At 48.8% G+C, this 24,558-nt stretch carries 25 protein-coding genes and 1 pseudogene; 18 read left to right on the plus strand and 8 right to left on the minus strand.

Annotated features, from left to right (window positions below; genetic code table 11):
* The first annotated feature begins 108 nt into the window (after positions 1-108).
* Positions 109-765, plus strand: coding sequence for a DUF6766 family protein (locus BC792_RS03265; protein WP_148907557.1), 657 nt, complete (start codon positions 109-111; stop codon positions 763-765).
* A 90-nt stretch (positions 766-855) separates the two neighbouring features.
* On the opposite strand, the gene BC792_RS03270 is transcribed toward BC792_RS03265, so the two are convergent.
* Entirely contained in the window at positions 856-1,788 is a 933-nt protein-coding gene (locus tag BC792_RS03270; RefSeq protein ID WP_148907558.1) for a hypothetical protein, read from the minus strand.
* A 213-nt stretch (positions 1,789-2,001) separates the two neighbouring features.
* On the opposite strand from BC792_RS03270, the gene BC792_RS03275 reads away from it, so the two are divergent.
* The 4 genes from BC792_RS03275 to BC792_RS03290 all read left to right on the plus strand — a co-directional run bounded on the left by BC792_RS03275 (position 2,002) and on the right by BC792_RS03290 (position 4,829).
* Positions 2,002-2,751, plus strand: a complete 750-nt coding sequence (locus BC792_RS03275; RefSeq protein ID WP_148907559.1) for a methionine ABC transporter ATP-binding protein — start codon at positions 2,002-2,004, stop codon at positions 2,749-2,751.
* Between the two features lie 9 nt (positions 2,752-2,760).
* The gene (metI, locus tag BC792_RS03280) at positions 2,761-3,417 is read left to right on the plus strand and encodes a methionine ABC transporter permease MetI (RefSeq protein ID WP_148907560.1); all 657 of its coding nucleotides are present in this window, start codon (positions 2,761-2,763) and stop codon (positions 3,415-3,417) included.
* 58 nt (positions 3,418-3,475) lie between these two features.
* Complete coding sequence (gene metQ / locus BC792_RS03285) at positions 3,476-4,285, plus strand: methionine ABC transporter substrate-binding lipoprotein MetQ (RefSeq protein WP_148907561.1); 810 nt, start codon at positions 3,476-3,478, stop codon at positions 4,283-4,285.
* A 283-nt stretch (positions 4,286-4,568) separates the two neighbouring features.
* On the plus strand, positions 4,569-4,829 hold the full coding sequence (locus BC792_RS03290; RefSeq protein WP_148907562.1) for a hypothetical protein: 261 nt from the start codon (positions 4,569-4,571) through the stop codon (positions 4,827-4,829).
* Between the two features lie 80 nt (positions 4,830-4,909).
* On the opposite strand, the gene BC792_RS03295 is transcribed toward BC792_RS03290, so the two are convergent.
* Positions 4,910-5,569 (minus strand): hypothetical protein, encoded by a 660-nt coding sequence (locus BC792_RS03295; RefSeq protein WP_148907563.1) that lies wholly within the window; start codon positions 5,567-5,569, stop codon positions 4,910-4,912.
* A gap of 429 nt (positions 5,570-5,998) precedes the next feature.
* Here BC792_RS03295 and BC792_RS03300 point away from each other — a divergent pair.
* A pseudogene (locus tag BC792_RS03300) lies at positions 5,999-6,136 on the plus strand (MetQ/NlpA family ABC transporter substrate-binding protein); the annotation flags it as partial.
* A gap of 174 nt (positions 6,137-6,310) precedes the next feature.
* On the opposite strand, the gene mgrA reads toward BC792_RS03300, so the two are convergent.
* The gene (mgrA, locus tag BC792_RS03305) at positions 6,311-7,342 is read right to left on the minus strand and encodes an L-glyceraldehyde 3-phosphate reductase (protein ID WP_148907565.1); all 1,032 of its coding nucleotides are present in this window, start codon (positions 7,340-7,342) and stop codon (positions 6,311-6,313) included.
* A 365-nt stretch (positions 7,343-7,707) separates the two neighbouring features.
* On the opposite strand from mgrA, the gene BC792_RS03310 reads away from it, so the two are divergent.
* The 6 genes from BC792_RS03310 (at position 7,708) to BC792_RS03335 (ending at position 14,887) form a co-directional block, all read left to right on the plus strand.
* Positions 7,708-8,355, plus strand: coding sequence for a peptidylprolyl isomerase (locus BC792_RS03310; RefSeq protein WP_148907566.1), 648 nt, complete (start codon positions 7,708-7,710; stop codon positions 8,353-8,355).
* Positions 8,342-9,475: a serine hydrolase domain-containing protein gene (locus BC792_RS03315; protein WP_148907567.1), complete on the plus strand. Its 1,134-nt coding sequence runs from the start codon at positions 8,342-8,344 to the stop codon at positions 9,473-9,475. The genes BC792_RS03310 and BC792_RS03315 overlap by 14 nt, the downstream gene beginning before the upstream one ends.
* Complete coding sequence (locus BC792_RS03320) at positions 9,445-10,182, plus strand: 2'-5' RNA ligase family protein (RefSeq protein WP_148907568.1); 738 nt, start codon at positions 9,445-9,447, stop codon at positions 10,180-10,182. The genes BC792_RS03315 and BC792_RS03320 overlap by 31 nt, the downstream gene beginning before the upstream one ends.
* A 20-nt stretch (positions 10,183-10,202) precedes the next feature.
* Positions 10,203-11,258 carry an endonuclease/exonuclease/phosphatase family protein gene (locus BC792_RS03325; RefSeq protein ID WP_148907569.1) on the plus strand — a complete coding sequence of 352 codons (1,056 nt, stop codon included), beginning with the start codon at positions 10,203-10,205 and terminating at the stop codon, positions 11,256-11,258.
* A 289-nt stretch (positions 11,259-11,547) separates the two neighbouring features.
* Complete coding sequence (locus tag BC792_RS03330; RefSeq protein ID WP_148907570.1) at positions 11,548-12,546, plus strand: beta-ketoacyl-ACP synthase III; 999 nt, start codon at positions 11,548-11,550, stop codon at positions 12,544-12,546.
* 793 nt (positions 12,547-13,339) lie between these two features.
* Positions 13,340-14,887, plus strand: coding sequence for an NAD(P)H-hydrate dehydratase (locus BC792_RS03335; protein ID WP_148907571.1), 1,548 nt, complete (start codon positions 13,340-13,342; stop codon positions 14,885-14,887).
* Between the two features lie 9 nt (positions 14,888-14,896).
* Here the strand turns inward: BC792_RS03335 and BC792_RS03340 are convergent, their stop codons facing one another.
* Positions 14,897-15,703, minus strand: a complete 807-nt coding sequence (locus tag BC792_RS03340; RefSeq protein ID WP_148907572.1) for an AraC family transcriptional regulator — start codon at positions 15,701-15,703, stop codon at positions 14,897-14,899.
* A 241-nt stretch (positions 15,704-15,944) separates the two neighbouring features.
* Between BC792_RS03340 and map the strand changes: the two genes are divergently transcribed.
* From map to BC792_RS03355, 3 genes are all read left to right on the plus strand, one after another.
* Entirely contained in the window at positions 15,945-16,703 is a 759-nt protein-coding gene (gene map / locus BC792_RS03345) for a type I methionyl aminopeptidase (RefSeq protein ID WP_148907573.1), read from the plus strand.
* 104 nt (positions 16,704-16,807) lie between these two features.
* On the plus strand, positions 16,808-17,266 hold the full coding sequence (locus tag BC792_RS03350; protein WP_148907574.1) for a GNAT family N-acetyltransferase: 459 nt from the start codon (positions 16,808-16,810) through the stop codon (positions 17,264-17,266).
* Between the two features lie 98 nt (positions 17,267-17,364).
* Positions 17,365-17,871 (plus strand): GNAT family N-acetyltransferase, encoded by a 507-nt coding sequence (locus BC792_RS03355; protein WP_148907575.1) that lies wholly within the window; start codon positions 17,365-17,367, stop codon positions 17,869-17,871.
* A gap of 5 nt (positions 17,872-17,876) precedes the next feature.
* Here the strand turns inward: BC792_RS03355 and egtB are convergent, their stop codons facing one another.
* The 3 genes from egtB to BC792_RS03370 are packed head-to-tail and all read right to left on the minus strand — an operon-like array spanning position 17,877 to position 20,320.
* A complete protein-coding gene (egtB, locus tag BC792_RS03360; RefSeq protein ID WP_148907576.1) occupies positions 17,877-19,034 on the minus strand; it encodes an ergothioneine biosynthesis protein EgtB in 1,158 nt (385 codons plus the stop codon).
* 13 nt (positions 19,035-19,047) lie between these two features.
* Positions 19,048-20,028 (minus strand): L-histidine N(alpha)-methyltransferase, encoded by a 981-nt coding sequence (locus BC792_RS03365; protein ID WP_148907577.1) that lies wholly within the window; start codon positions 20,026-20,028, stop codon positions 19,048-19,050.
* A gap of 55 nt (positions 20,029-20,083) precedes the next feature.
* The gene (locus BC792_RS03370) at positions 20,084-20,320 is read right to left on the minus strand and encodes a hypothetical protein (protein ID WP_148907578.1); all 237 of its coding nucleotides are present in this window, start codon (positions 20,318-20,320) and stop codon (positions 20,084-20,086) included.
* A 467-nt stretch (positions 20,321-20,787) separates the two neighbouring features.
* On the opposite strand from BC792_RS03370, the gene BC792_RS03375 reads away from it, so the two are divergent.
* A complete protein-coding gene (locus BC792_RS03375) occupies positions 20,788-21,531 on the plus strand; it encodes a nucleotidyltransferase (protein WP_148907579.1) in 744 nt (247 codons plus the stop codon).
* Positions 21,532-21,534: 3 nt separating this feature from the next.
* Positions 21,535-22,272 carry a metallophosphoesterase family protein gene (locus BC792_RS03380; RefSeq protein ID WP_148907580.1) on the plus strand — a complete coding sequence of 246 codons (738 nt, stop codon included), beginning with the start codon at positions 21,535-21,537 and terminating at the stop codon, positions 22,270-22,272.
* 168 nt (positions 22,273-22,440) lie between these two features.
* Here BC792_RS03380 and BC792_RS18270 read toward each other — a convergent pair whose 3' ends face one another.
* Complete coding sequence (locus BC792_RS18270) at positions 22,441-22,599, minus strand: hypothetical protein (RefSeq protein ID WP_170249941.1); 159 nt, start codon at positions 22,597-22,599, stop codon at positions 22,441-22,443.
* Between the two features lie 223 nt (positions 22,600-22,822).
* Here BC792_RS18270 and BC792_RS03390 point away from each other — a divergent pair, with 223 nt between their 5' ends.
* Entirely contained in the window at positions 22,823-24,481 is a 1,659-nt protein-coding gene (locus BC792_RS03390; RefSeq protein ID WP_148907582.1) for a M1 family metallopeptidase, read from the plus strand.
* The last annotated feature ends 77 nt before the right edge of the window (positions 24,482-24,558 follow it).

Raw genomic sequence — 24,558 nt, forward strand, 5'->3', positions numbered from 1 at the left:
TCTGCCGCGGGATTTGAGAGCGCCTATCACAACCGTGAACTTTTTCGGTCCTGCAGGGTTCTTCTATCAAATTCATATTCGCATTCTACCTATTAAATACGTTAGACGATGAAGAGAAGCTTCTTATACCGCAACAGTCTTTCTATTACCTTTATTGCGCTCTTTTTATTCGCATGGGCTGCACAGACTTTTTTTGGATGGCAAACTTATATCGGCGAGTTAAAAGATGAGGGACAGCCACCGATCCCGCTGCCCGACTATCTACATACCGGACATTTAGTATCTGCTACGTTCGAGAATTTTCAAAGCGAGTTTCTTCAGATGGCGTTGTACGTGATTTTAACCATCTTTTTAAGACAGATTGGATCGGCAGAATCCAAGAGCCTGGACAAGAAGGAGGAAGTTGATCGCGAGCCGCAACCAAGAGAGGGCGCACCAAAACCGGTATTACAAGGCGGATGGCGCTTATATATCTACAAACACTCGCTATCGATTGCGTTTGTGCTGCTCTTTTTCATTACTTGGTATATTCATCTTCTTGGCAGCTTGAACGACTTTAACTTTCAAAACGAGCTCAAAGGCAAGCCTACCGAAACGCTGTCCGCCTACCTGAGCGAGCCTCAATTTTGGTTTGAAACGTTTCAGAACTGGCAGAGCGAATTTCTGTCGGTTGCCGCGATTGTCGTATTCACTATTTTTCTGAGACAAAAAGGCTCTCCTGAATCCAAGCCGGTCGACAGTCCGCACCTCGAGACTGGAAAATAGGTTGTCAATGAAGGGCCAACAACATCTAGCCTTCTTGGCCGGTACTGTATACCCAACCAAGGAGGCGGTAGCTGCTGATGTTTATTGTTGTCACAACGGTAAAAAAAGATCTTGAAACGTCTTTTCTTGAGCACCTATATACGAATAGTATCCGGGTAAAAACCAGCCCAAGGCCTGCATAACGGCTCTGTAATGAGCATGATTTTCAAATTCCCAGGGCACCAGGTTAAACACCAGATCCTGCCCTTTGCCGGCAGCACTGCGATCGATGAGACAAACCTTCGGTTCTTTTACACCCTGCGCCTGCAGAAAGCTCTTTATCACCATTCTTGCACGCTTTGGCAGGATTTCCTCCGAGGGCGCGCCGACCAAGACCTCTTCGTCCCGTTCAATAATTTCGTCGGTCTCCCCGGATTTTCCGAAAAGATGATCGTTAGGAATGGCAAACGTACGATGTACGGCATAATGTAGCAGGTCGCCATATGTCAACACCCATTCAACCTGCCCCTCTTTTGGTTCAAGCGCAACACCAAAACCATTCTCCAATAAAAAGTCGTCCAGCATATGCTCTATTACATAGCACTGAAAAGCTTTATTGGCTTCTGGCAGGAAAATCTGAAAATAAGGGAAACCATCGGGCCCTTGGATAATCTGGGGATCTCCGCATCGAAAACTTGCTGTGGCAACGTGAGACAGGAAGTTAACGATCCATTCTTCGCCACGCTCGGCCCGCGGCACCCGCAGCAAAGCATCGATAACCGCGGTATGCTCTAAGTTACCCAAATATCCCCCTGACTGGCCGTGATCGGTTCCCGGCTCGTTGCCTTGTTCTACCTCGTCTCCCACACGATCTGGAGGCGATCCGACAGCCGCTTCCGCGGACGGACTCCTCTCGAAATCCGCCGGACGCCCGACTGTAATTTCGCGCGGCGCATCGTCGCTATGAACTTCTTCTAGGCTGCCGTCCCCTGGCGAACCGCCCTCCAAGGCTTTCTTCTTTCTGAAAATGTCAAATAATCCCATTGTTCTTAAATTGACAATGAATATACCAAAACTTATATAAATCGCAACTGCCGACAGACAATTGTACAGCATACTGTTAATCGCCGACCGTCGGCAGGAACAAGCAAACTAAAAAACTACCAGTCATATAGACTTAAATTTTAGCACAAAAACACTATCTTTGCCGACGACAGCACCAATGTGTTGTATTGCAATGTAAGAGCACTGGAACATATGATAAGGCTAGAAAGGGTCAGTAAAATATTTCGAAAGAAAGACAGAGAAATACATGCGCTTCAGGATGTATCCCTAGACATCGATAGAGGCGAGATTTTTGGGATTATTGGCTACTCTGGCTCGGGAAAAAGTACGTTGGTTCGGACCATAAACCTGCTGGAACGGCCCACCTCAGGAAATGTATATTTATCTGATGAAAACATAGCCCTGCTGTCTGAGAAGGAGCTAATCCCGTATCGCAGAAGAATCGGCATGATCTTTCAGCACTTTAATTTACTTTCTTCGGCGACTGTATATCATAATATCGCATTTCCATTGCAGCTTATCGGGACCCCGAAAGAGCAGATCGATAAAAAAATTGACAGTCTCTTAGCCCTTATCGATCTGACTGATAAGCGGGACGACTACCCTGCGGCGCTATCGGGCGGACAGAAACAACGTGTGGCGATTGCGCGGGCGCTTGCTTCAGATCCGGGAATACTGTTATGCGATGAGGCCACGAGTGCGCTTGACCCACAAACCACGCGGTCTATTCTCTCGCTGCTGAAGCGGATCAACGAGGAACTGGGAATTACGATCGTGCTGATCACCCATCAGATGGAAGTGGTGCGTGCCGTGTGTCACCGCGTCGCGGTAATCTCGCAGGGCAAGATTGTTGAAATGAATGCAACTGCACAGCTATTTGCGCAGCCGCAATCGCCTATTACGCAGGAGTTGTTAAACCCCTCCCTTACATTAGACAATTAGAAAACAGCTATGTCAGACGCAACATTTTGGTTATTGGCAAAAGGGACCTGGGAAACCATCGCGATGACGTTCGCTTCGGGTTTTTTCAGCTTCTTACTGGGGCTACCCATAGGAATACTACTTTTTTTGACACGGGAAAGGCAGCTGCTAGCGCACAGGAACGCCAATCGGATCATCGCCTTTTTTGTCAATATTTTCCGGTCGATTCCATTTATTATCCTTATCGTCTGGATGATTCCATTTACCAGGGCCTTGATTGGTACATCCATAGGTATGAAAGCAGCTATTGTGCCGCTCAGTATCGGCGCAGCACCGTTTGTTGCCCGCCTTGTGGAAAACTGTCTGCTGGAAATACCATACGGCATCATCGAAGCAGCCCGTTCAATGGGAGCGACAACCATGCAGATTGTCCGTAAAGTTCTTATTCCTGAGGCGTTGCCGGCACTTATTAACAGCGCTTCGCTAACCCTGATCACATTAGTCGGTTATTCGGCTATGGGTGGAGCCGTCGGTGCCGGCGGACTCGGCCATATAGGGTACCAATATGGGTATGTTGGGTACGACGCCGTTATCATGAATCTCGTGCTGTTACTCCTCATCGGAATAGTATTTGGTATACAGTTTATTGGTGATCGATTGTCCAAGCGCGTTGACCACCGTAAATAGACAGCGCTGCTTCGAACTAGTTATGCCTTTGGAATGTTTAAGTTAAAATAACAAGAATATGAACGCGACACACAAAACAATTTTCAGCATCTTTATCTCGCTTATCCTGCTATGGTCCTGTAACCCGGCAAGTAACAGTTCCGATGTCCTACGCGTCGGCGTACAGGTAGGTCCGGAATTTACTTTAGCGGAAGCCGCCAAAAAAGTCGCGAAGGAAAAATACAATGTAGACGTCGAGCTGGTGTCTTTCAATGACTACGTTATGCCGAATGAGGCTCTACGCCAGGGAGACATCGATGTCAACGTATTCCAAAATAAGCCCTACCTCGACGTACAATCGAAAAATCGGGGATACGACTTCGCTATCGTGGGAAACACGTTTGTATACCCGATGGCGGGTTACTCCAAAAAAATAAAAGATATCAGCCAGTTGAAAGCCGAAGATACAGTGGTTATTCCTAATGATCCTACCAACCTCGGGCGGGCTCTTCTACTGCTACAACAGGTTGGACTGATCAAGCTGAGAGATAATGTCGGCCTTCTTCCCCGCCTACAGGACATTACCGAAAACAGGTTGAAGCTGCGCATTCTGGAACTCGAAGCTCCACAATTGCCCCGGACATTAGACGACGACCAGATAGCTGTTGCTATTATTAATAACAACTTTGCGGCAAGCCACAATTTGACCGCTAAGCGCGACGGCATTTTCGTTGAAAACGAAAAGTCGCCCTATGTCAACATTATTGTGTGCCGCCAGGATAATAAGGAAAACGAGAAAGTGAAAGATTTTGTCAAGGCCTATCAGTCGATCGAAGTCGAAAAGGTTGCTGACGAGGTCTTTAAAGGCGGTGCCATCAAAGGGTGGTAATGAACCCACGTATCACAGGGAGCAACCTAACAAAGTAGCGATATCAACAGCGTTTATGAACGTGGAAGCTGGAAGGCACAGGACTGTTCGGATTGCCTACAGATTGTCCTTTTTAGTGCGGTGGGAATCATGTTGTCTATCACTCGTTCATATGCCATCTTCCTACCCCGGATTTCACGGAGATTTGGCAGGAAACAGACGCACGCAGTTTCGCTTATGACGGGTGGCGTGGGTTTGATTTCGATCTTTTTTATCAGCGACCCTAATTTTTCTTTTATTCTCGATGCTGGGTATAGGGATGGTCTGGGGCAATATTCTAGCGGTGCTGTATTCCATCTTGAGTGGAAGTCTCCCGTTGCATGAGATGGGGGTATATATGGGGACTTTTAACTTTTTAATCACATTTCCCCAGGTTGTCAATGTTTTTTTAGGTGGCTATATCGTAAAATATGCTTTTGGTGGAAGTCCGGTTTACTCCCTTGTGACAGCTGCTGTGCTGTTCTTCGTTGCAGCTTTCTCGGCACTTAGGATCAAGCAGGATTGATTTTTTGTTTTATGGTTTAATTTGTTTAAAGTTTAATTGTTTAATCGTGTAAGGATTTAATATTGCACTTTGTACCTTTTTTAATTTAACACTTCTTCATCGACCGAAAAGCTTTCGTTGAAATAACGAAGTACGCCTTGCCATTTTCCGTCTACGTTATATTTTTCGCCAGTGGTTTTATTACGTATGACCAGCTTAAATGAACAGGTTATGTCGTGCCGATCGATAGATTTTCTAAAGTTTAGTTTAGACTGTGCAGGTATTTTCAGGTCAAAAGTAAATGTACTGTTACGCTTGTACGGTTCCCGTTGCTCGCTGTCGCTCATTGGAAACCGTTCTGGATAATAGGAAAATGTCCCGTTTTCATAATATACTCCAGGCACATTAACCTTAAATTTGGAGATATCTAAATCTGAGGGCAACTCGCCCCCTTCCTTATCTATCTTAAAAAAGGAAGTTTTGACGAGATCATCAAATGTTTCGACGTGCTGTATTTCCATGGGGGTATTCCCGGGATTTATAAATTCCTCTGTACCTCCTTTTATTTTCACCGTATCAATCTTGTCGTCGTCCGCCAAGAGATACGTTAAACTCTCCATTTCATATTCGTGAGGAAGAATGGTTTCGTCTTCGTCAACTTCCGGATCCAAAGAGTCCTTCGAACAGCTACCAAGAAATAAAAAGCCAATAACAACGAGAGAAAACAATTGTTTATAACGACATGTGAATCTTTGAATCATATCGAACAGTATGAACCTATAAACCAAACTTACGTAAAAAACTTAAGAAAGCGAAAGTTAAGCGAAAAAACAAATAGAACCAATGATTCTAGCCATTAGCAATTTCCTTTAAGGAAAAACAAATCTGTGGATCGCCATACTGTGTCCTGACTTGTCGCTTCTAATGCGATGGGAATAATTTCGTGACCATCGCGCTCATTTCGACGGTTGGCTCGACTTTAATGGTCTGAGTTCCCCGGTGATATGCAGATCAGGTCACCCAATTCGGTCTTCACCCGAATGCTTTTGCCGTCCTGCCTCTCGATCCGTTCGTCTATGGTGTTCAGCAAGGTTATTGCGGTAAATTTACGGAAATAAAATATCAAACATTAATATTCAACTGATTACAAAACAAAATGAGAGAGAGGGACAAGTCGGGAAAAGTCGCCCTATGTCAACATTATTGTGTGCCGCCAGGATAATAAGGAAAACGAGAAAGTGAAAGATTTTGTCAAGGCCTATCAGTCGATCGAAGTCGAAAAGGTTGCTGACGAGGTCTTTAAAGGCGGTGCCATCAAAGGGTGGTAATGAACCCACGTATCACAGGGAGCAACCTAACAAAGTAGCGATATCAACAGCGTTTATGAACGTGGAAGCTGGAAGGCACAGGACTGTTCGGATTGCCTCCGGATTGTCCTATGCCCTGCCCCTTCTCTATACCTCGGGACCCAACGTCTAACAAGCCCCCTGCCAAAACATTGTTTAGCGTAGCTCGGCCGATTGCGCCCATATGTTTATCTGTCCGTCGACAGCGTATCGATCAATCTCGGTCAGCTCTTCCGGCGAGAAGTCTACTTTATCCAAAGCTCCGACACAGTCTACCACTTGCTGAGGGTTGCTTGCACCTATGAGTGCCGACGTTACTTCCGGCTTCCTAAGCACCCATGCTATGGCCATCTGGGCTAAGGTTTGCCCCCTACGCGCCGCTATTTCGTGCAGCGACCGGATGCGAAGCAGGTTTTCTTCACTTAAGAAACGGCTCGACAATGAGCGGTTTTTGGTAGCCCGGCTTCCTGCGGGGATGTCTTTTAAATATTTATCTGTCAACATGCCCTGTGCCAGTGGCGAGAACACAATAGAGCCCAGGCCAAGCTCGTCCAGCGTTTCCAACAGACCGTCCGATTCGACCCAGCGATTAAGCATGGAGTAGCTCGGTTGATGGATTATAAACGGAGTGCCCAACGACTTCAGAATGGTATATGCTTCTTTTGTCCGTTGCCTGTTGTAAGACGAGATGCCGACATACAGCGCCTTCCCTGACCGCACAAGCTGATCAAGCGCGAGCATGGTTTCCTCCAAGGGTGTGTTCGGATCAAACCTGTGGGAATAGAAGATGTCTACATAATCAACGCCCAGCCTCCGCAACGTCTGGTCGCAGCTGGCAATAACATACTTCCTGCTCCCCCATTCGCCGTATGGACCCGGCCACATCAGGTAACCTGCTTTCGAGGAGATAATCAGCTCGTCCCGCAGCCCTGAAAATTCGTTTTTCAATATCCTTCCGAATGCCAACTCCGCACTCCCCGGGGGCGGCCCATAATTATTTGCCAGATCGAAATGCGTTATCCCCAAATCAAAAGCCGTCGTGCAGATATCTACCTTCGTTTGGTGCGGAACGTCATCGCCGAAATTGTGCCACAGTCCCAACGAAATGGCCGGTAACAGAAGGCCGCTTTTGCCGCAGCGGTTGTAGCGCATATTCTCGTAACGGGAGAAACCGGGTGTGTAGCTCATAGGAGAAAGTTTTCGTTTTCTAATGATCGAATTTAGCTAAATTCCGCCTTATCTGCAACATAGGCAAACGCTCTCCCCCTTTTTAGTTTATAAGGATCAACTTTTCGATGACGGTATAAATTTTTTTCGATAAGTTTGGATAGGTTTGCTAAAAAACAGACGGACTGAAACCTGCGCTAGTTCCATAAAACCGGCTATAAATAGCGAACTCACGAGTGCCATTGAAAAGCAAGCACCAAATGAATGACACCTTTGGAATCAGACAGTAAATGAATAAACAAACAACGACGAATCTGCATAAAGGAACCGATTGGAACGAGCTCATCGATACCATCGGAGTTTAACACGTATAGATCATTAATCAGATGAAAAAAGTAATCCTACTGTTCGCCTGTCTACTGCTCAGCAGCGGCCTGTTTGCGCAGCGTCACCGACTTCAATTTCATACAGACTTCGGCACATTTAAAGTCCTTTTATACGACTATACTCCCGCGCATCGTGACCTGATCTTAAGGGCGATTAGAGAGGATGTCTATAAAGACGCCTTGTTTAACCGCATCATTGACGGATTTGTTGTCCAAGGGGGCGAGCACGATATAGACATTGAAAAACGGGAAGCTGCACACCCAACAAAGAAAAAGGACCGCCTCCCGCCGGAATTTGACCGCCGTGCCTTTCATAAGGTGGGCGCGCTTGGCGCAGGCAGGGACGATAATCCTGCCAAAGCCTCGTTTTTTAATCAGATCTACTTTGTCGTCGGACGTCCCGTAACAGCGGAGGAGCTAGACAACCTCGCCCAGAAGAAGGGTATACACTACACCGAAGAGCAACGCGAGGTTTATCTCAAAATAGGCGGCCAGCCGCGTCTGGATCAAGACTATACCGTATTCGGAGAAGTGTATGAAGGGCTCGATGTCCTGTTGGCGATCAGCCGGTTAAAAACAGACGACGCTGACTTCCCTATTAACAACGTTCCATTCCATGTGGAAGAAATAAATAATGAAAATGAATAAAACCCTGTTCTGCTTTATGTTCCTTTTCGGATACTTTTTGATGTCAGGCCATGGTCAGGAGTATGCTGTGCTCACAGATTCGCTGAAGAAAATGCTGTCCGTAGGTAACCATCCCGGCGTAGCTGCCATGGTAGCTAAGGACGGAGAAGTGCTTTACGCTTTTTATGATGGTCAGGCTCTCCTGCACCCCAAGACGGACATTGACGGAAACACCCGGTTTCGAATGGCGTCGGTCAGTAAACAGGTGACAGCACGGGCGGTATACGCGCTCATCGAAGCTGGACGCATCCGGTTCGACACGAGGATCGGCGACTATTTCGACGGTCTGCCTGCCCGATTGGCAGCCATACAGGTAGGACATTTACTCCAACACACATCGGGTATATCGGATTACGAGAACCTGATCCCTCCAGATCAAACCGAACAGATTTTGGACGCTGACGTGCTCGACCTCATACGCCGCGCGGGGGACTTATACTTCGAACCCGGCTCCCGGTTCCGTTACAGCAACACCGGATATTGTCTTCTCGCCCTTCTGGTCGAAAAAGTCGGCGGTAAACGCTTTGACAGTTTTGTAAAAGAACACCTGTTTCTTCCGCGGGGAATAAACGGAGCCGTGGTTGCCACGCCTTCATCCAACATCGTAGACAGAGCGTTTGGCTACCATCCGGGAGCTTCTTCATCTGCCTTTGCCGATCAAAGTGTGACAAGCGCAACACAGGGCGACGGCGGCGTGTACTTTTCGTCTTTAGACTTTTTGACGTGGAGCAGCTCTATGTTGGCACACGAGCTACAGACCCCTGCTTTTCGGGAGCTCTTTGTAAACCCGGACTTACTTGTAAAAGACGTGGCACACTACCACCTGGGGCTGTTTAGCCTCGTCGACCAACAAGGCGGCCTCCATCTATTTCATTCCGGAGAATCGACAGGGTTCCGGAATGTCGTGTACTACGATGTAGAAAACCGCATGACGGTCAGCGTTTTCTCTAACAGGGACGACGATCTGGCTGCTACGGTTTTTGACTGTGTGATGACGGCATTTGGTAAAAAGAAACTGTTTGACGACCGCCTGAAACAGTCGGTGGTCTTATGGCTAAGCAAAGTATATCAGGGAGAATGACAAGCATGGATCTGCAAACGTATTACGACCAGCTCTTCGAAGAATCTGCACCGATAATCGAGCAGGGCATCCATCTGGTCGATCCCCTTGCGGGCCGGCAGGATACCCGATTTGGCCTAACCTTGCGGATTGTGCCCCCGTCTGCGGTAAAAGAGCCGATCATGTTGTTTTTAAGAGATCTGCAGCAACGTGATAGCCAACAATACTACTATCCACCCTCCGACATACATTTTACGCTCCTTTCCGTGCTTTCCTGTGAAGAAAATTTTAGACTCGACACGGTAGACGTCGCTGCTTACGTCGGGCTAATTGATAAAGTTCTAAAAAACGAACGCACATTCGTTATGAAAGTAAACGGGATTACCGCTTCACCGGCCTGCATACTTCTACAGGGCTTTCCCGAGCACGACATGCTGAATGCGATCCGTCAACGGTTACGTCTGGCATTCGGGCAGTCGTCATTAAAGCAAAGTATAGATCAGCGCTATACGTTGCACACCGCACACAGTACGGTTGTTCGCTTCAGACACCCCGTATCGGACGGACCTGACCTTCTGCATGTGCTGAGGAAGCACAGAGGCGTTAATTTTGGCGCTTTTTCGGTGACGGAGATTGAGTTGGTATACAACGACTGGTACCATCGACAGGTAACGATTCTTCATCGTTTTCAATTATTGGAAACAATTAACAGCGACGACGGTTTATAACGTATCACCGTGCAACACATATGACCAATACACTGATTGTTGTCGGGCTCATTATTTTGAGCTTCACCGTTCTCCCGCTTGTCCGTAGCGACTACTGGACATTCCGGGTGTTTGATTATCCCCGCATACAGAAGCTGGTGCTAACGCTGTGCTGGATGATGGCTTTTATCGTGTGGGGCGACTATCAGCACCTCGCGTCATCACTTATAGCGGCACTTATGGTGGCAAATGCCGTATACCTTGGCTATCTGATTTATCCTTTTACTATTTTGGGCGCCAAACAGGTAAAACGTGCGAAGCATGCCGATGACCACCACAGCATACGGATTCTGATTTCCAACGTATACGAAAAAAACCGCAACGTCGAGGGCTGCCTGTCTCTTGTCAGGCGGGTCGCTCCGGATATGGTATTGCTTCTGGAAACAAATGAGCGTTGGGCGGACGCCCTTAGCCCTTTGGAGCATACGTACCCTGCTCACATCAAGATTCCGTTAAACAACACCTATGGTATGCTGCTATACTCGCGGTTTCCGCTTATAGAGAAGGAGATACGCTTCTTGGTAGACGACGATGTTCCGTCGATCCGCTGCCAGGTGCAGCTTCCCAGCGGCCAGCAGGTACAGGTGTACGCAGTCCACCCGACGCCTCCTGTTCCAAATGAAAATCCAAGATCAACGGAACGTGACAAAGAATTGCTGTTGATTGCCGATGAAGTGAAGAACAGCGCATTGCCCACCATTGTCGTTGGCGACCTCAATGACGTCGCCTGGAGCTATACGACCACCCTGTTCCTTAAAATCAGCGGGCTGCTAGACCCCAGACGTGGGCGCGGCTTTTTCAATACGTTCCACGCGCACTATCCTTTCCTACGTTTCCCGCTGGATCATGCATTCACTTCCCCGCATTTTAAACTGCGGGAGCTGCGAAAAGAAGACAACTTTGATTCGGACCATTTTCCGATTCTCGTCCATCTGCAGTTTGAGAAACAGGCAAAAGAAGAACAAGAAAAATCCATGTTTCATCCGGACCAGGAAGACAAGGCCGTCGCTGAAGAGAAAAAACAAGCAGATACATAAGGCTGCTTTCCGAGTGTGCTACCTTTTTTAAGCTGCGGCATCACCAAGAGACCGGCCTCTGAGTTCGTTGGGCGCTTTCGCTGTGTGTGCAGGTCAACATTATTCCCACGGTGCTTGGAGACAGATGCCACAGCAGCCCGTCGGGCTGATATTGAGCCCGTAGGTATGGAAAAATTGACGAAGCTGTGGCACATGTCATCTTCTTTTGCCTCGAACGAAATAGAAGAAGCAGAACGAGTCCCGCAAAAAATCTGTACCTTTGCGCAGTTTTTATTTGAAGAGAGAATATATGCAACATACTTACGCTTCTAGACCATACGCGGCAATAACAGCGATTGGCGGCTACGTACCCCAAAAGCGAAGAACGAACTTCGACTTAGAACAGGTTTGTGACACCTCCAACGAGTGGATTATAAAACGTACAGGGATCAAGGAACGGCGTATATTGGATAAAGATTTAGCCACTTCTGATATGGCGGTTATGGCCATTCAGGATCTTTGCCTGCGTTACGAAAAGAACCTGGCAGACATCGAAGCTATCCTGGTGGCAACGTCGACGCCTGACGTCATGATGCCGGCCACGGCAAATATCATTGCGAGGAAGCTGGCATTAAAGAACGTTTGGGCTTTTGATATGAATGCCGCCTGCTCAGGGTTTCTATACGCCTTGGACATGGGAGCGTCGTTAATCGAATCTGGTCGATATAAAAATGTCCTTGTTGTCGGAGCGGACAACATCAGCGCATTCGTGGACATCAAAGACCGGTCGACAAACATACTTTTCGGCGATGGCGCCGGTGTTGTATGGCTTGAGCCCTCTTCTGAAAACGGAATTATTGATGCCTTCATGCAGAGCAACGGCGACGGCAGGGAGTTTCTGAATATCGAAGGGGGTGGTTCTTTATACCCCGCCAACAACGGCCTTATTGAGGTCGAAAAGAAATATATTCGGCAAGATGGAAAGGTCGTATTTAAACAGGCTATTCAATCGATGAGCGACGCGTGTAACCAGGTATTGTCAAGGAACAACATGCGTATCGACCAGGTTAATTGGCTCGTTCCCCACCAAGCGAATAAACGGATTATTGACGCTGTCGGTAAAGAGATAAACATTCCGGAAGGACGGACGCTCAGCAATATTGAATATCTGGGGAACACCATTGCTGCCACCATCCCTTTATGCATCTGGGAAAACATTAAACGGATACAAAAAGGAGATCTGCTCATGCTTACGGCTTTCGGAGCGGGCTTCTCGTGGGGAGCAAGTCTCCTCCGCTGGGCAATTTAACTGGTATATTCTTAAAATGGTCTTCCGGCGAATATCATCCTAGGCTTCGACAGTCCTGTACTAAGGATGCCGAAGTGCGCTGCCTGACATTGTCGAAGGGTAGACAGTGGAAGAAGCCATCTGAAAGGTATCCCGTATCATTTTATTAAGATCGCGTCATCGTGCCTCCCCGCGATGACGGTATTTATATTTTTCATTCGACCCCGTTGGGGTCGTGATCAATACACGGCTTTCTATTGAGATATGACCCCTATGGGGTCAATCGTTGTACTTCGCCCCAAACGTTACGAACAACCTATCTAACTTCCCAACACTACCCTTCGCGTAAAGCGCAGCGTCGCTAAAGCTCAGCCTGACATTGTCATCCTAGGCTTCGACAGTCCTATACTGAGGATGCCGAAGTGCTCAGCCTGACATTGTCGAAGGGTAGACACTGGGTAGAGGCGATCTAAAAGGTACCGCATAGGGGTCAATATATGCACCGGCATTCAGATGGCTAAACATCTCTGCGCGGTGCTGTTGTGTCGCGCTGTGGCCCGAAGAACACCGCACCAACACCGCCCCCTTACCGCCCGGTGGTTGGGTCGGCTTCGGGTCGGCTTCGAGTGGTGCTCGGGTCGTGCTCGGGTCCCACCCGAAGCCACCCCAAGGAAACCCAAGGCCTCACCCGAGGAACGGCAGGTAAAAGGGCGAAGAAAGGGCGGTGTTGGTCAGGTAAAAGTGTGCAATGAATAATTATCTTTTGGGTAGGAAAAGAAGTTCTTTTTAGCTAGATTTATAAGAAAAAAAACTCATGAAGATCCTCTCTCCAGCGATGATCAGACAGCTTGAAAAAGAGACGATGGTCCGTCAGGGCATTTCTTCCTTAGCTTTGATGGAAAGGGCCGCACGCGCTGTCCTTGGCGAATTACAACAGCTTGCGGGCGAATGCTGCCATCAGTTCGTTGTACTTTGCGGATTCGGCAATAACGGCGGAGACGGACTTGCACTGGCGCGTCTGCTGCACCTGTCCGGACATGATGTCAAGCCTTACCTCCTGGTTAACGGCCGCTACAGCGACGAAAACCTCGTGCAGCAGGAGAGCTTACGCAGGCTCAATATAACAATAGAACCGCTGGAGATGACGACTGCGCTTACCCTCCCGCCAGGCGCTTTTATTATTGACGCATTATTCGGGCACGGGCTGTCCCGTCCCCTGGAATCCGCTTGGAAGGGTATCATACAGCAGCTGGACGTCAGCCCCAACCCCGTTTTCGCCATAGATGTTCCTTCCGGCCTTCTCGCAGACGCACCTTTGCCGACCGACGCGCCTATTGTCCGCGCAACCTATACCTACACCTTTGCCTGCCCTAAGCTTACCCTGACCTTTCCCGACTATGCACCGTACACGGGACAATTCTCCGTATTGGATATCGGCCTGGATAAAGATATACATGCTACATTATCCTCTGATCTTTTCTACATGGACAAGCAGGATATTGCGAAACTGGTCAAGCCCCTGACAAAATTCTCGCACAAAGGAACTTTCGGCCACGTGTGGGTCGGCGGCGGGCGGCTCGGCAGTATTGGAGCGGTTGTCTTGGCCAGTAAGGCAGCTTTAAAGACGGGCTGTGGATTAGTTACCGCGTATATCCCCTCCTGCGGCTACCAGATTATGCAGACTGCGTTTCCAGAAGCGCTGACGGCCGTGGATCCCTCGTCCGATATCATCAGCACGTTCCCCAATGATCTCGGGCGATATTCTGCTTTCTGCGTCGGAATGGGCATGGGTACTGATCCGCAAACCCGTGAAGCATTCTTTCAGCTGCTCCACACCTTCCACAGCGCTGGCGGCCACGGCCGTCTTGTTTTGGATGCCGATGCATTAAATATCCTGTCCTTACACCCGGAATGGCACGACCTTCTTCCTCCAGAGAGCATTCTGACGCCGCATCCAAAGGAACTCCAACGGTTGATCGGGAGTTGGAGTAACGACTTTGACAAATTGGAAAAAGTCAGAAGCTGGTGTAGACATCGCCGGCAAATTATCGTGATCAAAGGCGCTAATACAGCTATCGTCATGCCCGACGGAACGGTCCACATCAATTCTACCGGCAATACCGGCATGGCCACCGCAGGCAGTGGCGACGTGCTCTCAGGTATCCTTGCTTCCCTCTTGGCGCAAGGTTACGAACCTAAGACGGCAGCATTAATCGGTGTATACTTGCATGGCCTGTCCGGCGATTGTGCCGTCGGCACAGTTCACGAAAAGAGCTTAATCGCCAGCGATATCATAGATCATATTTCTGTGGCGTGGCATCATCTCACTCCGGGCGACCACCTCCGAAAGAATCGCATTTAATCCGGGAGATTAATTTATCCGTCCCCTAAAAAAATGGCGGGGTGTCGTCCCTAGATATTTTTTAAAATCTTTTATGAGATGATTGGCGTCGCAATAGCCACTTAAAAAGGCAACAGCATGCAGGCTCTCGGCTGCTGCGGTCTCTAAGCGGCGAAAAGCGCAAAGGAAACGCTGCAATTGCTCGTATTGGTACGGGCTTACCCCAAAACGTTTTTTAAAAAAACGCTGCACCCATTTGGGATGGTACTCCTGTTTCCAGGTTTTTACGGAAAGCGTATGCGGACTTTTAAAAAAAAGAACATCCTGCGGATCGGCCCCTATCCCGTCCTCTACGTCGCTAAACATCGCCCTCAGAAGTTTCCCGATCTCTTCTTTTCCTATTCCGGGCTTGCACAAGGGAAGAAATTTGGCTTCAAGCTCCGGGTGATATGTCGCCATATCGTGTATATACGGAGGCTCTCCCGTCGGCTTCGCCGATAATTTTTGCCAGGCCTGCGGCCGAAAACGTATAATAGTAAGCTTGCCTGTCGTACCCGACGGTTCCCATACGGCCCTTTGGAGGATGCCGGCCGTGAACCACACCGCTCCCAGCGGGATGATCTGCCCATCCACACGGCAGACGGATCCCATCCCGGCATCGGGCATTAGCATAAGCGCCGGACAACCATCGCTGAACAGGGCAACGTGTTGGTTGAAGTCGGCCAAAGAAAACTGGTATACACCTTCTACTGCGCGGCCTACTGCATCGTCCGGAGATAATGGAAAGAGCGCAGACTGCGATGAGAACTTGATCGCTGTGAGACAGTGTATTGGCATATTTAATACAAAATTAAACAAAAAAATCAATAGCGGAAATGAAACATTTGAGCGAGGATAATTTGTCCAGTATTTACTATCTGTGCCAAAGCGGTTAACCTATCTTTGGAGAACTTTGACAATCCGGCAAAACCGACGCCACGATGTGCTTCTTGAAGCCAGAACGGGCGGTAACCACGATACAACGCACCTGGGAACACGTCGGGCAGAGGTGGCCGGGCACTTATAACGGAATAAGGATATGATAGTAACAAATGAAGCGGAGTTATCTATGCTCCTGCAGGTGGGACGGGTCGTCGCCGAGACATTACACAAGATGATCGTTGAAGTCCGCGCCGGCATCAGTACGAAAGAGCTCGATGTTATCGGCGAAGCCTACCTTTCTTCGAAAGGAGCGCGATCGGCACCCAGGTTGACATACGGCTTTCCGGGCAGCACATGTATCAGCGTCAACGACGTTGTCGCCCACGGTATACCGTCTGCCGACGTACTGCTGCAGGAGGGTGATATCGTCAACATCGACGTCTCGGCCGAACTCGATGGCTTTTGGGCAGATAACGGGGCCTCGGTCGTCGTCGGAAAAGATATCAATGGACGACAGCCATTGGTTGACCATTCGCTGGCCACATTACGCGGTGCTGCCGCCCTGTGTCAATCAGGCCGGCGGATAAATTCGGTCGGCGGGTTTATCGAGCAGTCGGCCAAAAAGGCAGGATTCAAAATAATAAAAAACCTTGGCGGACATGGTATAGGCAGAGCCCTCCACGAGGAGCCCGGAGACATCCTTAACTTCCGGGACGGCACGGACAAAAGACGGTTCCGAAAGGGTGCTGTCGTCGCCATCGAAACCTTTTTTAATACCCGATCTACACTGGCAATCGAACAGTCCGACGGCTTTACCCTTCTCGGAAACCGGGGCGGATCGGCGGCACAGCACGAGGTGAGTCTCGTTATAACGGATGGCCCTCCGATCATCCTCACACCGATTCTCTATGCCTAACGCGGGCCGCACTCTCCCACTCCGTTTAGAAAGCACGTCTTAGGCTACATCTTGCACGTGTAGAACATTTCGTTATCTTTATACTTTTACATAAGATTCTTTACATGGTCAAGCACAACTGTATCGGTATCCGCCGTTATGTCGCTCACGATAAACTTCAGCTTATCATGACGCTGGAGCTGCTTGTGCCCGCTTTTTTCGCGCCGGAGGAAGTCGACGACTTTGCGGCTTACCTCGATCAGGAAACAGAAGACTACTTCGTAGCCGAGCTGAAAGGCAAGGTTATCGGGGCTGGCGGAATAAACTACGGCTTAGACGGGGAGACCGGAATAATCAGCTGGGATTTTGTTCATCCGGATTATCGGGGGCACGGTGTAGGCAGTGCACTGCTATCGCATCGCCTGCACATTCTTCAAGCCACAAAGGGCATTCGCACGGTTACGGTGCGAACATCGCAGATGGCGTACCAATTTTATGAAAGACATGGCTTTTGTCTACGCGAAATACAGAAAGACTTCTGGTCGGAAGGCTACGACATGTATTTCATGACGCTTGATCTGTAAAGAAGCATATACGATGTCGGCAGATCTGCGGCAATTTATCGGCCGGCACTGTATATAACGTCGAATTTTATATAAGTTTGTCCTGCTTTCGACAAAATATGGAAACCTTAGTATATAGAGATGCCCGTTTAACGGACTTGAACGATATCGTCGCGATTTATAATACGACGATTGCTTCCCGCATGGTTACGGCCGATACCGAAGAGGTCACCCCTTCCAGCAGACTCAAATGGTTTGAAGAACATTCACCGGACAGGCGTCCGCTGTGGATTATCGAGAATAGTGGCGGCCATACCATTGGCTGGGTAAGTTTTCAACCGTTCTACGGCCGTCCGGCTTACGATGCCACAGCGGAGGTGAGCATTTATCTAAATCCGGAGGCGAGAGGCAAAGGAGTGGGTAAACAGGTATTGGAGCATACCTTGACGCGGGCGCCTCTTCTAGGCATTAAAACGTTGTTAGCTTTCATCTTCGCGCACAACAAACCGAGCCTGTCCCTATTTTATCGTTTCGGTTTTGAAGAGTGGGCGCATTTTCCGCAGGTGGCCGAGATGGACGGACAGGAATACAGTCTCAAGATCTTGGGTAAACGACTTGTACCGTAGCGGTATCAGGCGTTTCTTACAAGCCGGATCCCGGTATATTGCCAACGGGCAGACGGGGGAAAGAAATTTCGGTACGTTACTCTGCTGTGCCCCGTGGGAGTCACATCGGACGCGCCGCGCAACACCATTTGGTTGACCATAAATTTGCCGTTGTACTCGCCAAGGGCTCCCTCTGCTTTCCGAAAACGCGGATAAGGCAGGTATGCGCTGTTGGTCCATTCCCAGCGCCGTCCCCATTCGATCTGAGGCGCAGCAACCTCCCACTCGGCTTCGGTCGGAAGCCGGCATCCCTTCCATGCGGCATACGCGGAGGCCTCGTAAAAGCTTATATGGCACACCGGTTCGTCGATATCCAGCTTGCGCATGCCGGCCAACGTATAGTACATCCATTCTCCATCTATTTCGTACCAATACAGCGGTGCCCGGACCTGCTCTTTACAGACCCACTCCCACCCTTCCGCGTGCCAGTGCCTGAAGTCGGTATATCCCCCATCCCGTATAAACGCCAGGAACTCGCCGTTGGTAACCGGCTGTGTCGCTATCTCATAACTGTCCAGCCATATCCTGTGTATATCCCGTTCATTATCAAAGCAGAAGCCATCGCCTTCGTATCCTATCTGGTATAGCCCTTCTGGGATACATTGATATGCTGCGTTACAGACCGTTGTGGCTGGCAGCTTATAAACAGGTTGATAAGGGGGAAAAAGTGGGTTGTGACCGAGAATATATTTAATGTCCGTAAGCAACAGCTCCTGATGCTGCTGCTCGTGGTTGATGCCCCATGCCATTATCTCGTCCAGTTCTTCCCCGTGGCCGCCCGCCGATATCCATTGTGCGACGTGCTCATCAACATATCGGCGATAGGCGTACACATCGTCAACCGTGGGACGGCTTAGATTTCCGCGATCGGTGCGGATCACGCGGGCTCCGACAGATTCATAATAGCTATTGAAAACGTAATTGTATTGTGGATCGAATATCCGATAGTCTTTCCTTTTCGAGAGCAAAAAGGTTTCGTAAAACCATGTCGTATGTCCGAGATGCCACTTTGGGGGACTGACATCCACAATAGGCTGAACAACGTAGTCCTCCTTGGCAAGAGGAGCACATATGTGTTCGGACTGCTCCCGAACCTCCTGATAAGTACGCAACCAACGGTCCATAATCTTTGTTGATTTAAACGGCTTCCCAAACCACGTCTACAAACCAGCGTCGCTCGTCGTAGAACGATCGTAAGGGTAAGAATCCTGTTTTCGAGGCCATATCCGTTATCTCGGATTCGCGGTACTTTTGAGAGATTTCCATGTGAATCAGTTCGTCCCTGTCGAATTGGACCGTGCGGTCGGGGAAATTTACCTGATGCGCTTCCAAGCTTACGAGATAGCTGACGCATTGGCCCGTTTCGGGAACGTATGTGCAATAGTGCTCGAAAAGGTCTGTATTAAAGTCTGCGCCCAACTCGGTATTGATACGATGCAACAAGTTGATGTTGAACGCAGCCGTTAGGCCGGCGCGATCGTCATAGGCTCTTTGTATGATACGGGGATGCTTTACTAAGTCAAATCCGATCAAGACCTTGTCGCCCGGCCGCAGGCTGGCCCGCAGATGCCGGCAAAAAGCTTCTGCATCCTCCTTGGCCATGTTACCTATATTTGCCCCAAGGAACAGAACAACCACCCGTTGGCTCGGACGCAGCATAACGGTTTCTAAGCCGTCAAAATATTCAGCGTGCACCGCGTCCATCCTCAATTCGGGGAGCCTATCCTGCATATTTGCCGTCAGCGTATGTAAGATGTGCTGGGAAATATCGATGGGCCGATAGACAACCGCGTACTTTCTATAAACAAGGTGTTCCAAGAGGAAAAAGGTTTTCGTTCCGTCGCCGGCACCCAGCTCAACGAGATCAGTCGCCGCCGTATCGGAAAAAAGAACCTCGGTAATAGCTGCGCGCTGCCGTTCCAGGATCTCTCGTTCGCAACGAAAAAGATAGTACTCCGGAGCTTGCATAATCTGCCGGAAAATCTCGTCTCCCCTGGCGTCGTAAAAATACTTTGACGAAAGCCGCTTTAATGGGGCCGACAGTCCTTCAACGACGTCATCATAAAATTGCCTGGCCGAAAAAGGAAATGGCCTGTTTATTACTGTATTGCCGTTCATAGGTGGTCTTCTTCTCCGTCGCTCGGGCTACAAATTAAATTCCGCGGCTCGACAGTTAGTTTCCGGAACGGCGCAAGGAGTCCTCGCGTTGCAGGGAGTCCTGTTTCAATGTATCCGAGGTTCCGTACAACGGTTCGTCGGTAGAATTTAGGTTGTACCTGGACTTGTCTGCTTCACTCACTGGTCCGGGAGTCGACTCCCCGCCCTCTGTAGTGGTACTTTTGGAGCTGTCACCGCACGCGATAGCGATTAACGAACAGCTTACTGCGAATAATAGAACTAATTTTTTCATCTATATATAATTTGCTTTTAGCGGTGATAAAGTTCTGCATATCTATCACCGGCATTTGTTAAACATGTATCCGTCCCCTCCATCCGGCTATCTGTTGCGCTCCATATAATAACAGCTGTCCTTTGAACTGGTTGATCGCTCCGAAATAAACCGTATTTATACGCACCGACCTCGTCGTCGGACCGTATTTTAAGCGCGACTGGGGATTTTTTTCATTTTTTGGTCGATAACATCTTAAATCGTGAGGCCCTTCAAACGAAAGACTTAGCAGGCTGTTATTTATGAAACGAGATAATTAAAACAGAACTGGTATGCTATTTCCTATATTATTTGCCATTGTTTTCATCGCGCTGTCGGTGTTTTTGGTCTTAAGGATACGTTCTAAAAGAGAGAAACGGCAATAGTTAGACGTCGAACAATTCCGGATACGGATCGGTGAAAGAATAAATTTTTCACAATACACATCTATGGACGAAACAGAAAAAACGCAAGAGTCTTCCGCAGACTTTTTCAAAGAGGCAATCGGCCTCCTTAATGAGAGCAAAGTGCCCTATATGTTGGGTGGCGCTTTCGCCATGTTCAACTATACGGGTATTTTTCGGGACACCAAGGATCTGGATATATTTTGTAAAAGCTCAGAATATACGGGGATCCTAAAATTCTTTTCGAACAAAGGATTCCGTGTCGAACATACGGACGTCCGCTGGTTGGCCAAAGTATTCAAGGAGAACTTTTTCATTGATATTATTTTCGACAGTGTCAACCATATCTGCACCGTAGACGATACGTGGTACGAGCGGGCCGTGCAGGGGACGTTCATGGATATGCCTGTTCGCTTCATTCCGCCGGAAGAGCTGATCTGGTGTAAGCTCTATGTACAGAACCGGGAAAGGAATGACAGCGCAGATATAAACCATACGCTCCTAAAATATGGGAAACAGCTGGACTGGGAACACCTGCTGTTTAGAATGGACGCCCATTGGCACCTGTTGCTTAGCCAGCTGTTGTGTTTCCAATTTGTATATCCGGCAGACTATAACGATATCATTCCCAAGTGGCTTTTCATGGAGCTGCTTCGACGGGCCAATGAGCAGTATGAACTGCCTCCACCCGTGGAAAAGGTATGTCGAGGGCCACTTATCGACCAGACACAGTATCAGGTAGACGTCCGTGATTGGAACTATAAATCGTATACCATCAAAACCGTATAACTTATGACAGAGCGACAACCCGTAAAAATTGCCGCAATGGCTGATCTTCACGTGAAGATGAGTGATAAAGGAAAATGGAAGAGCTGCTTTGAGGAGATATCCGAAAAAGCAGATATTTTGGTGATATGTGGCGACCTCACCGATACAGGCGACGAAGAAGAGGCCCAAATACTGGCAGACGAGCTTCACGCGCTACATATACCGGTCGTGGGGGTGCTTGGAAATCACGACTTTGAAAAGGGCAGGCATAAACTCATCAGGCAGGCCCTAACGGCGGCCAATTTCCATGTGCTGGACGGCGAATCGTTGGTCATCAAAGACACGGGGTTCGCCGGCATAAAAGGGTTTGGAGGCGGGTTTGACCGTTACATGCTGTCGATGTTCGGTGAAGATGCTATGAAAGCATTCGTTCAGGAGGCCGTCAACGAGTCTATGCAATTAGATCGGGCGCTGGCACGCTTGGAGCAGGAACATCCTGAAATTCCCAAAGTTGCCTTGCTTCATTATGCACCCATCGCAGAAACAGTAAAGGGAGAGCCAGTTGAAATTTATCCCTTTCTTGGGTCTTCACTGCTTGCGGAACCATTACAGCGCCGCGAGGTATCAGCTGTGTTCCATGGCCATGCACATGCTGGGCAGATGTTAGGTAGCATTGCAGACAAACTCCCCGTATACAACGTTGCCCTTCCTGTACTACGCAAACACCAACAGGGCTCTCACTTTTTTGTTATGGAACTGTAGAGTCTTGTGGTAGGTTACACGAAGTACGTTACCGCGACGCAGAAGGTGGCCGCCCGTTCGGCTGCAATGGCGCGGCAACAGGCTGCAGAACAGATCCCGCCGGACGTCCTTCCGCAGGATGTGCTGTTCATAACCGTTCCCCTTTGTTTAGGGCAACGGTTGTTCCGGTCATAGAAAAAAGACCGGCGGCACGTGTAAAAAATAGAGGCTCTTCCAAGCCTGATGTCCGTCTTCTTGCCGCGGCATCGTATCTTTGCCGTCTTTATCTGCCCGTGCTGTTCCTTTTCTGCCCATGCGGGCTTTGGCGGTCCCTTTATCTTTTCCCATGAGTACAATAATATCCGGATAAAGTTAGGCGATCCCGTTCCTTCGGAAATTGACCTATGCCAAGAAATTTCAATCACCGATGCTGATGCCCATAGGCCCCGATACAATTTATCAGCGGCTGAAGGCCGCTTATCGTGTCCGGATTTATCAGGAAACAGTAAGTTTTTTGAAAGGTGTTTCCTATCTTTACTCAAATAGTTAGACCGATATCATAACATTACCGATGAAAAAATTTTCATACCCCTTATTTATTATTCTTTTGTTTGTTACCTGCAACACCCAGGCCCAGCTGATGAAAGCGAAGGAGATATTCAGCAAAGCCGACTCCCTTCGGGGCACGCTGACCCCTCTCCGTACCTGTTACGACATTACCTATTATCATCTGGATGTTAAGGTCGATATCGACAACCGGTTCATCTCCGGAAGCAACCTCTTTCAATTTAAAGCCACAGACGATTTCTCGCGGCTACAGTTTGATCTATTTGAAAACCTTTCTGTAGACAAAGTTATTTACCACGGCGAACCCCTACCTTTTTCCAGATCGTATAACGCGGTATTTGTGGATTTTCCTAAAACGATAGAAAAGGGGAAGATCGACTCGTTTTCCGTGCATTACTCCGGCACGCCCACGGCGGCTACCCGGGCACCGTGGGACGGGGGGTTCGATTGGAAAAAGGACAGCAACGGCAAACCATGGGTCGCTACTGCCTGCCAGGGGCTGGGAGCAAGTGTTTGGTGGCCAAACAAAGATCATCAATCCGATGAGGTCGACAGCATGCTGATTTCGGTAGCCGTGCCCACAGGCGTGATGAACGTATCCAACGGAAGGCTTGTCAACGTCGAAAAGCTGGATAGGAAGTATACCAAATATCATTGGCGGGTAACCAACCCTATCAACAACTACAATGTGGCACTCAACATTGGCGATTACGTACATTTCGAGGAGCTATATGACGGGGAAAAAGGTCCGTTGACGGTGGACTACTACGTGCTGAGAGAGAACAAGGACCGCATCAGCCACCTACAGAAGAACGCCCGGGAAACGTTGGATGCATTCGAACATTGGTTTGGCCCGTATCCGTTTTACGAAGACGGCTATAAGCTTGTAGAAACTGCACATTTGGGGATGGAACATCAAAGCGCCGTAGCGTACGGAAACAAATATCAGAACGGCTATCTGGGACGGGATGCCTCTGGAACCGGGTGGGGGCTGAAGTGGGACTTCATTGTTGTACACGAGTCTGGCCATGAATGGTTCGGAAACAATATAACCTCAAAAGACCTGGCGGATATGTGGATTCATGAGAGCTTCACGAACTATTCCGAAGCCCTGTTTATCGATTACCATTTTGGTAAAGAAGCCAGCCAGGCTTATGTCCACGGAAACAGACAAGGTATATTGAATGATAAACCTATGCAAGGCCCGTACGGGGTCAATAAAGAAGGTTCTGGCGACATGTACCCGAAGGGAGGTGTCCTGCTTAACATGATCCGGACGATTATTGACGACGACCAAAGATGGCGTGCCATCCTTAGAGGCCTAAATGAAAAGTTCTACCACAAGACTGTTGACTATCAGGATATCGTTTTATACATAAACGAGCAGAGTGGCTTAGATTTTACTAAGGTCTTTGAACAATACGTTCAGCATAGGAGCATCCCCGTGCTGGAGGTTAAGAAACAGAACGACGGTAGGATTGCCTGCCGATGGATTGCCGAGGCGCCTGGCTTTCGGATGCCTGTTCACCTGGGTATAAAAGGAACACGGCTCAACCGTTTCGACGTGACGTCAAGCTTTCAGATCCTGCCGGTTTCAGTCGACGACCTCGCCGATCTTGATGTCGACACGTTCAACTACTATATCGGCGTATTGAGGCAATGACGTGGTGCTTATTTCGAGGTTTCAAGATCATCCGCTTGTGACCAAAACATTTACGAAACGGCACATTTTTTACTTAA

Origin of the sequence: Sphingobacterium allocomposti (genome assembly GCF_008124885.1) — a bacterium.
Taxonomy (GTDB): domain Bacteria; phylum Bacteroidota; class Bacteroidia; order Sphingobacteriales; family Sphingobacteriaceae; genus Sphingobacterium; species Sphingobacterium allocomposti.

Excerpts from the sequence above, each read along its gene's own strand:
- BC792_RS18270 (WP_170249941.1), bottom strand. The coding sequence starts at position 22,599 with ATGGGAAAAGATAAAGGGACCGCCAAAGCCCGCATGGGCAGAAAAGGA.
- BC792_RS03265 (WP_148907557.1), top strand. The coding sequence starts at position 109 with ATGAAGAGAAGCTTCTTATACCGCAACAGTCTTTCTATTACCTTTATT.
- BC792_RS03380 (WP_148907580.1), top strand. The coding sequence starts at position 21,535 with ATGACAGAGCGACAACCCGTAAAAATTGCCGCAATGGCTGATCTTCAC.
- BC792_RS03375 (WP_148907579.1), top strand. The coding sequence starts at position 20,788 with ATGGACGAAACAGAAAAAACGCAAGAGTCTTCCGCAGACTTTTTCAAA.
- BC792_RS03315 (WP_148907567.1), top strand. The coding sequence starts at position 8,342 with ATGAAAATGAATAAAACCCTGTTCTGCTTTATGTTCCTTTTCGGATAC.
- BC792_RS03270 (WP_148907558.1), bottom strand. The coding sequence starts at position 1,788 with ATGGGATTATTTGACATTTTCAGAAAGAAGAAAGCCTTGGAGGGCGGT.
- BC792_RS03365 (WP_148907577.1), bottom strand. The coding sequence starts at position 20,028 with ATGAACGGCAATACAGTAATAAACAGGCCATTTCCTTTTTCGGCCAGG.
- egtB (WP_148907576.1), bottom strand. The coding sequence starts at position 19,034 with ATGGACCGTTGGTTGCGTACTTATCAGGAGGTTCGGGAGCAGTCCGAA.
- mgrA (WP_148907565.1), bottom strand. The coding sequence starts at position 7,342 with ATGAGCTACACACCCGGTTTCTCCCGTTACGAGAATATGCGCTACAAC.
- BC792_RS03355 (WP_148907575.1), top strand. The coding sequence starts at position 17,365 with ATGGAAACCTTAGTATATAGAGATGCCCGTTTAACGGACTTGAACGAT.
- BC792_RS03390 (WP_148907582.1), top strand. The coding sequence starts at position 22,823 with ATGAAAAAATTTTCATACCCCTTATTTATTATTCTTTTGTTTGTTACC.
- metI (WP_148907560.1), top strand. The coding sequence starts at position 2,761 with ATGTCAGACGCAACATTTTGGTTATTGGCAAAAGGGACCTGGGAAACC.
- map (WP_148907573.1), top strand. The coding sequence starts at position 15,945 with ATGATAGTAACAAATGAAGCGGAGTTATCTATGCTCCTGCAGGTGGGA.
- BC792_RS03330 (WP_148907570.1), top strand. The coding sequence starts at position 11,548 with ATGCAACATACTTACGCTTCTAGACCATACGCGGCAATAACAGCGATT.
- BC792_RS03290 (WP_148907562.1), top strand. The coding sequence starts at position 4,569 with ATGCTGGGTATAGGGATGGTCTGGGGCAATATTCTAGCGGTGCTGTAT.
- BC792_RS03335 (WP_148907571.1), top strand. The coding sequence starts at position 13,340 with ATGAAGATCCTCTCTCCAGCGATGATCAGACAGCTTGAAAAAGAGACG.
- BC792_RS03340 (WP_148907572.1), bottom strand. The coding sequence starts at position 15,703 with ATGCCAATACACTGTCTCACAGCGATCAAGTTCTCATCGCAGTCTGCG.
- BC792_RS03310 (WP_148907566.1), top strand. The coding sequence starts at position 7,708 with ATGAAAAAAGTAATCCTACTGTTCGCCTGTCTACTGCTCAGCAGCGGC.
- BC792_RS03275 (WP_148907559.1), top strand. The coding sequence starts at position 2,002 with ATGATAAGGCTAGAAAGGGTCAGTAAAATATTTCGAAAGAAAGACAGA.
- BC792_RS03320 (WP_148907568.1), top strand. The coding sequence starts at position 9,445 with ATGGCTAAGCAAAGTATATCAGGGAGAATGACAAGCATGGATCTGCAA.
- BC792_RS03370 (WP_148907578.1), bottom strand. The coding sequence starts at position 20,320 with ATGAAAAAATTAGTTCTATTATTCGCAGTAAGCTGTTCGTTAATCGCT.
- BC792_RS03295 (WP_148907563.1), bottom strand. The coding sequence starts at position 5,569 with ATGATTCAAAGATTCACATGTCGTTATAAACAATTGTTTTCTCTCGTT.
- BC792_RS03325 (WP_148907569.1), top strand. The coding sequence starts at position 10,203 with ATGACCAATACACTGATTGTTGTCGGGCTCATTATTTTGAGCTTCACC.
- BC792_RS03350 (WP_148907574.1), top strand. The coding sequence starts at position 16,808 with ATGGTCAAGCACAACTGTATCGGTATCCGCCGTTATGTCGCTCACGAT.
- metQ (WP_148907561.1), top strand. The coding sequence starts at position 3,476 with ATGAACGCGACACACAAAACAATTTTCAGCATCTTTATCTCGCTTATC.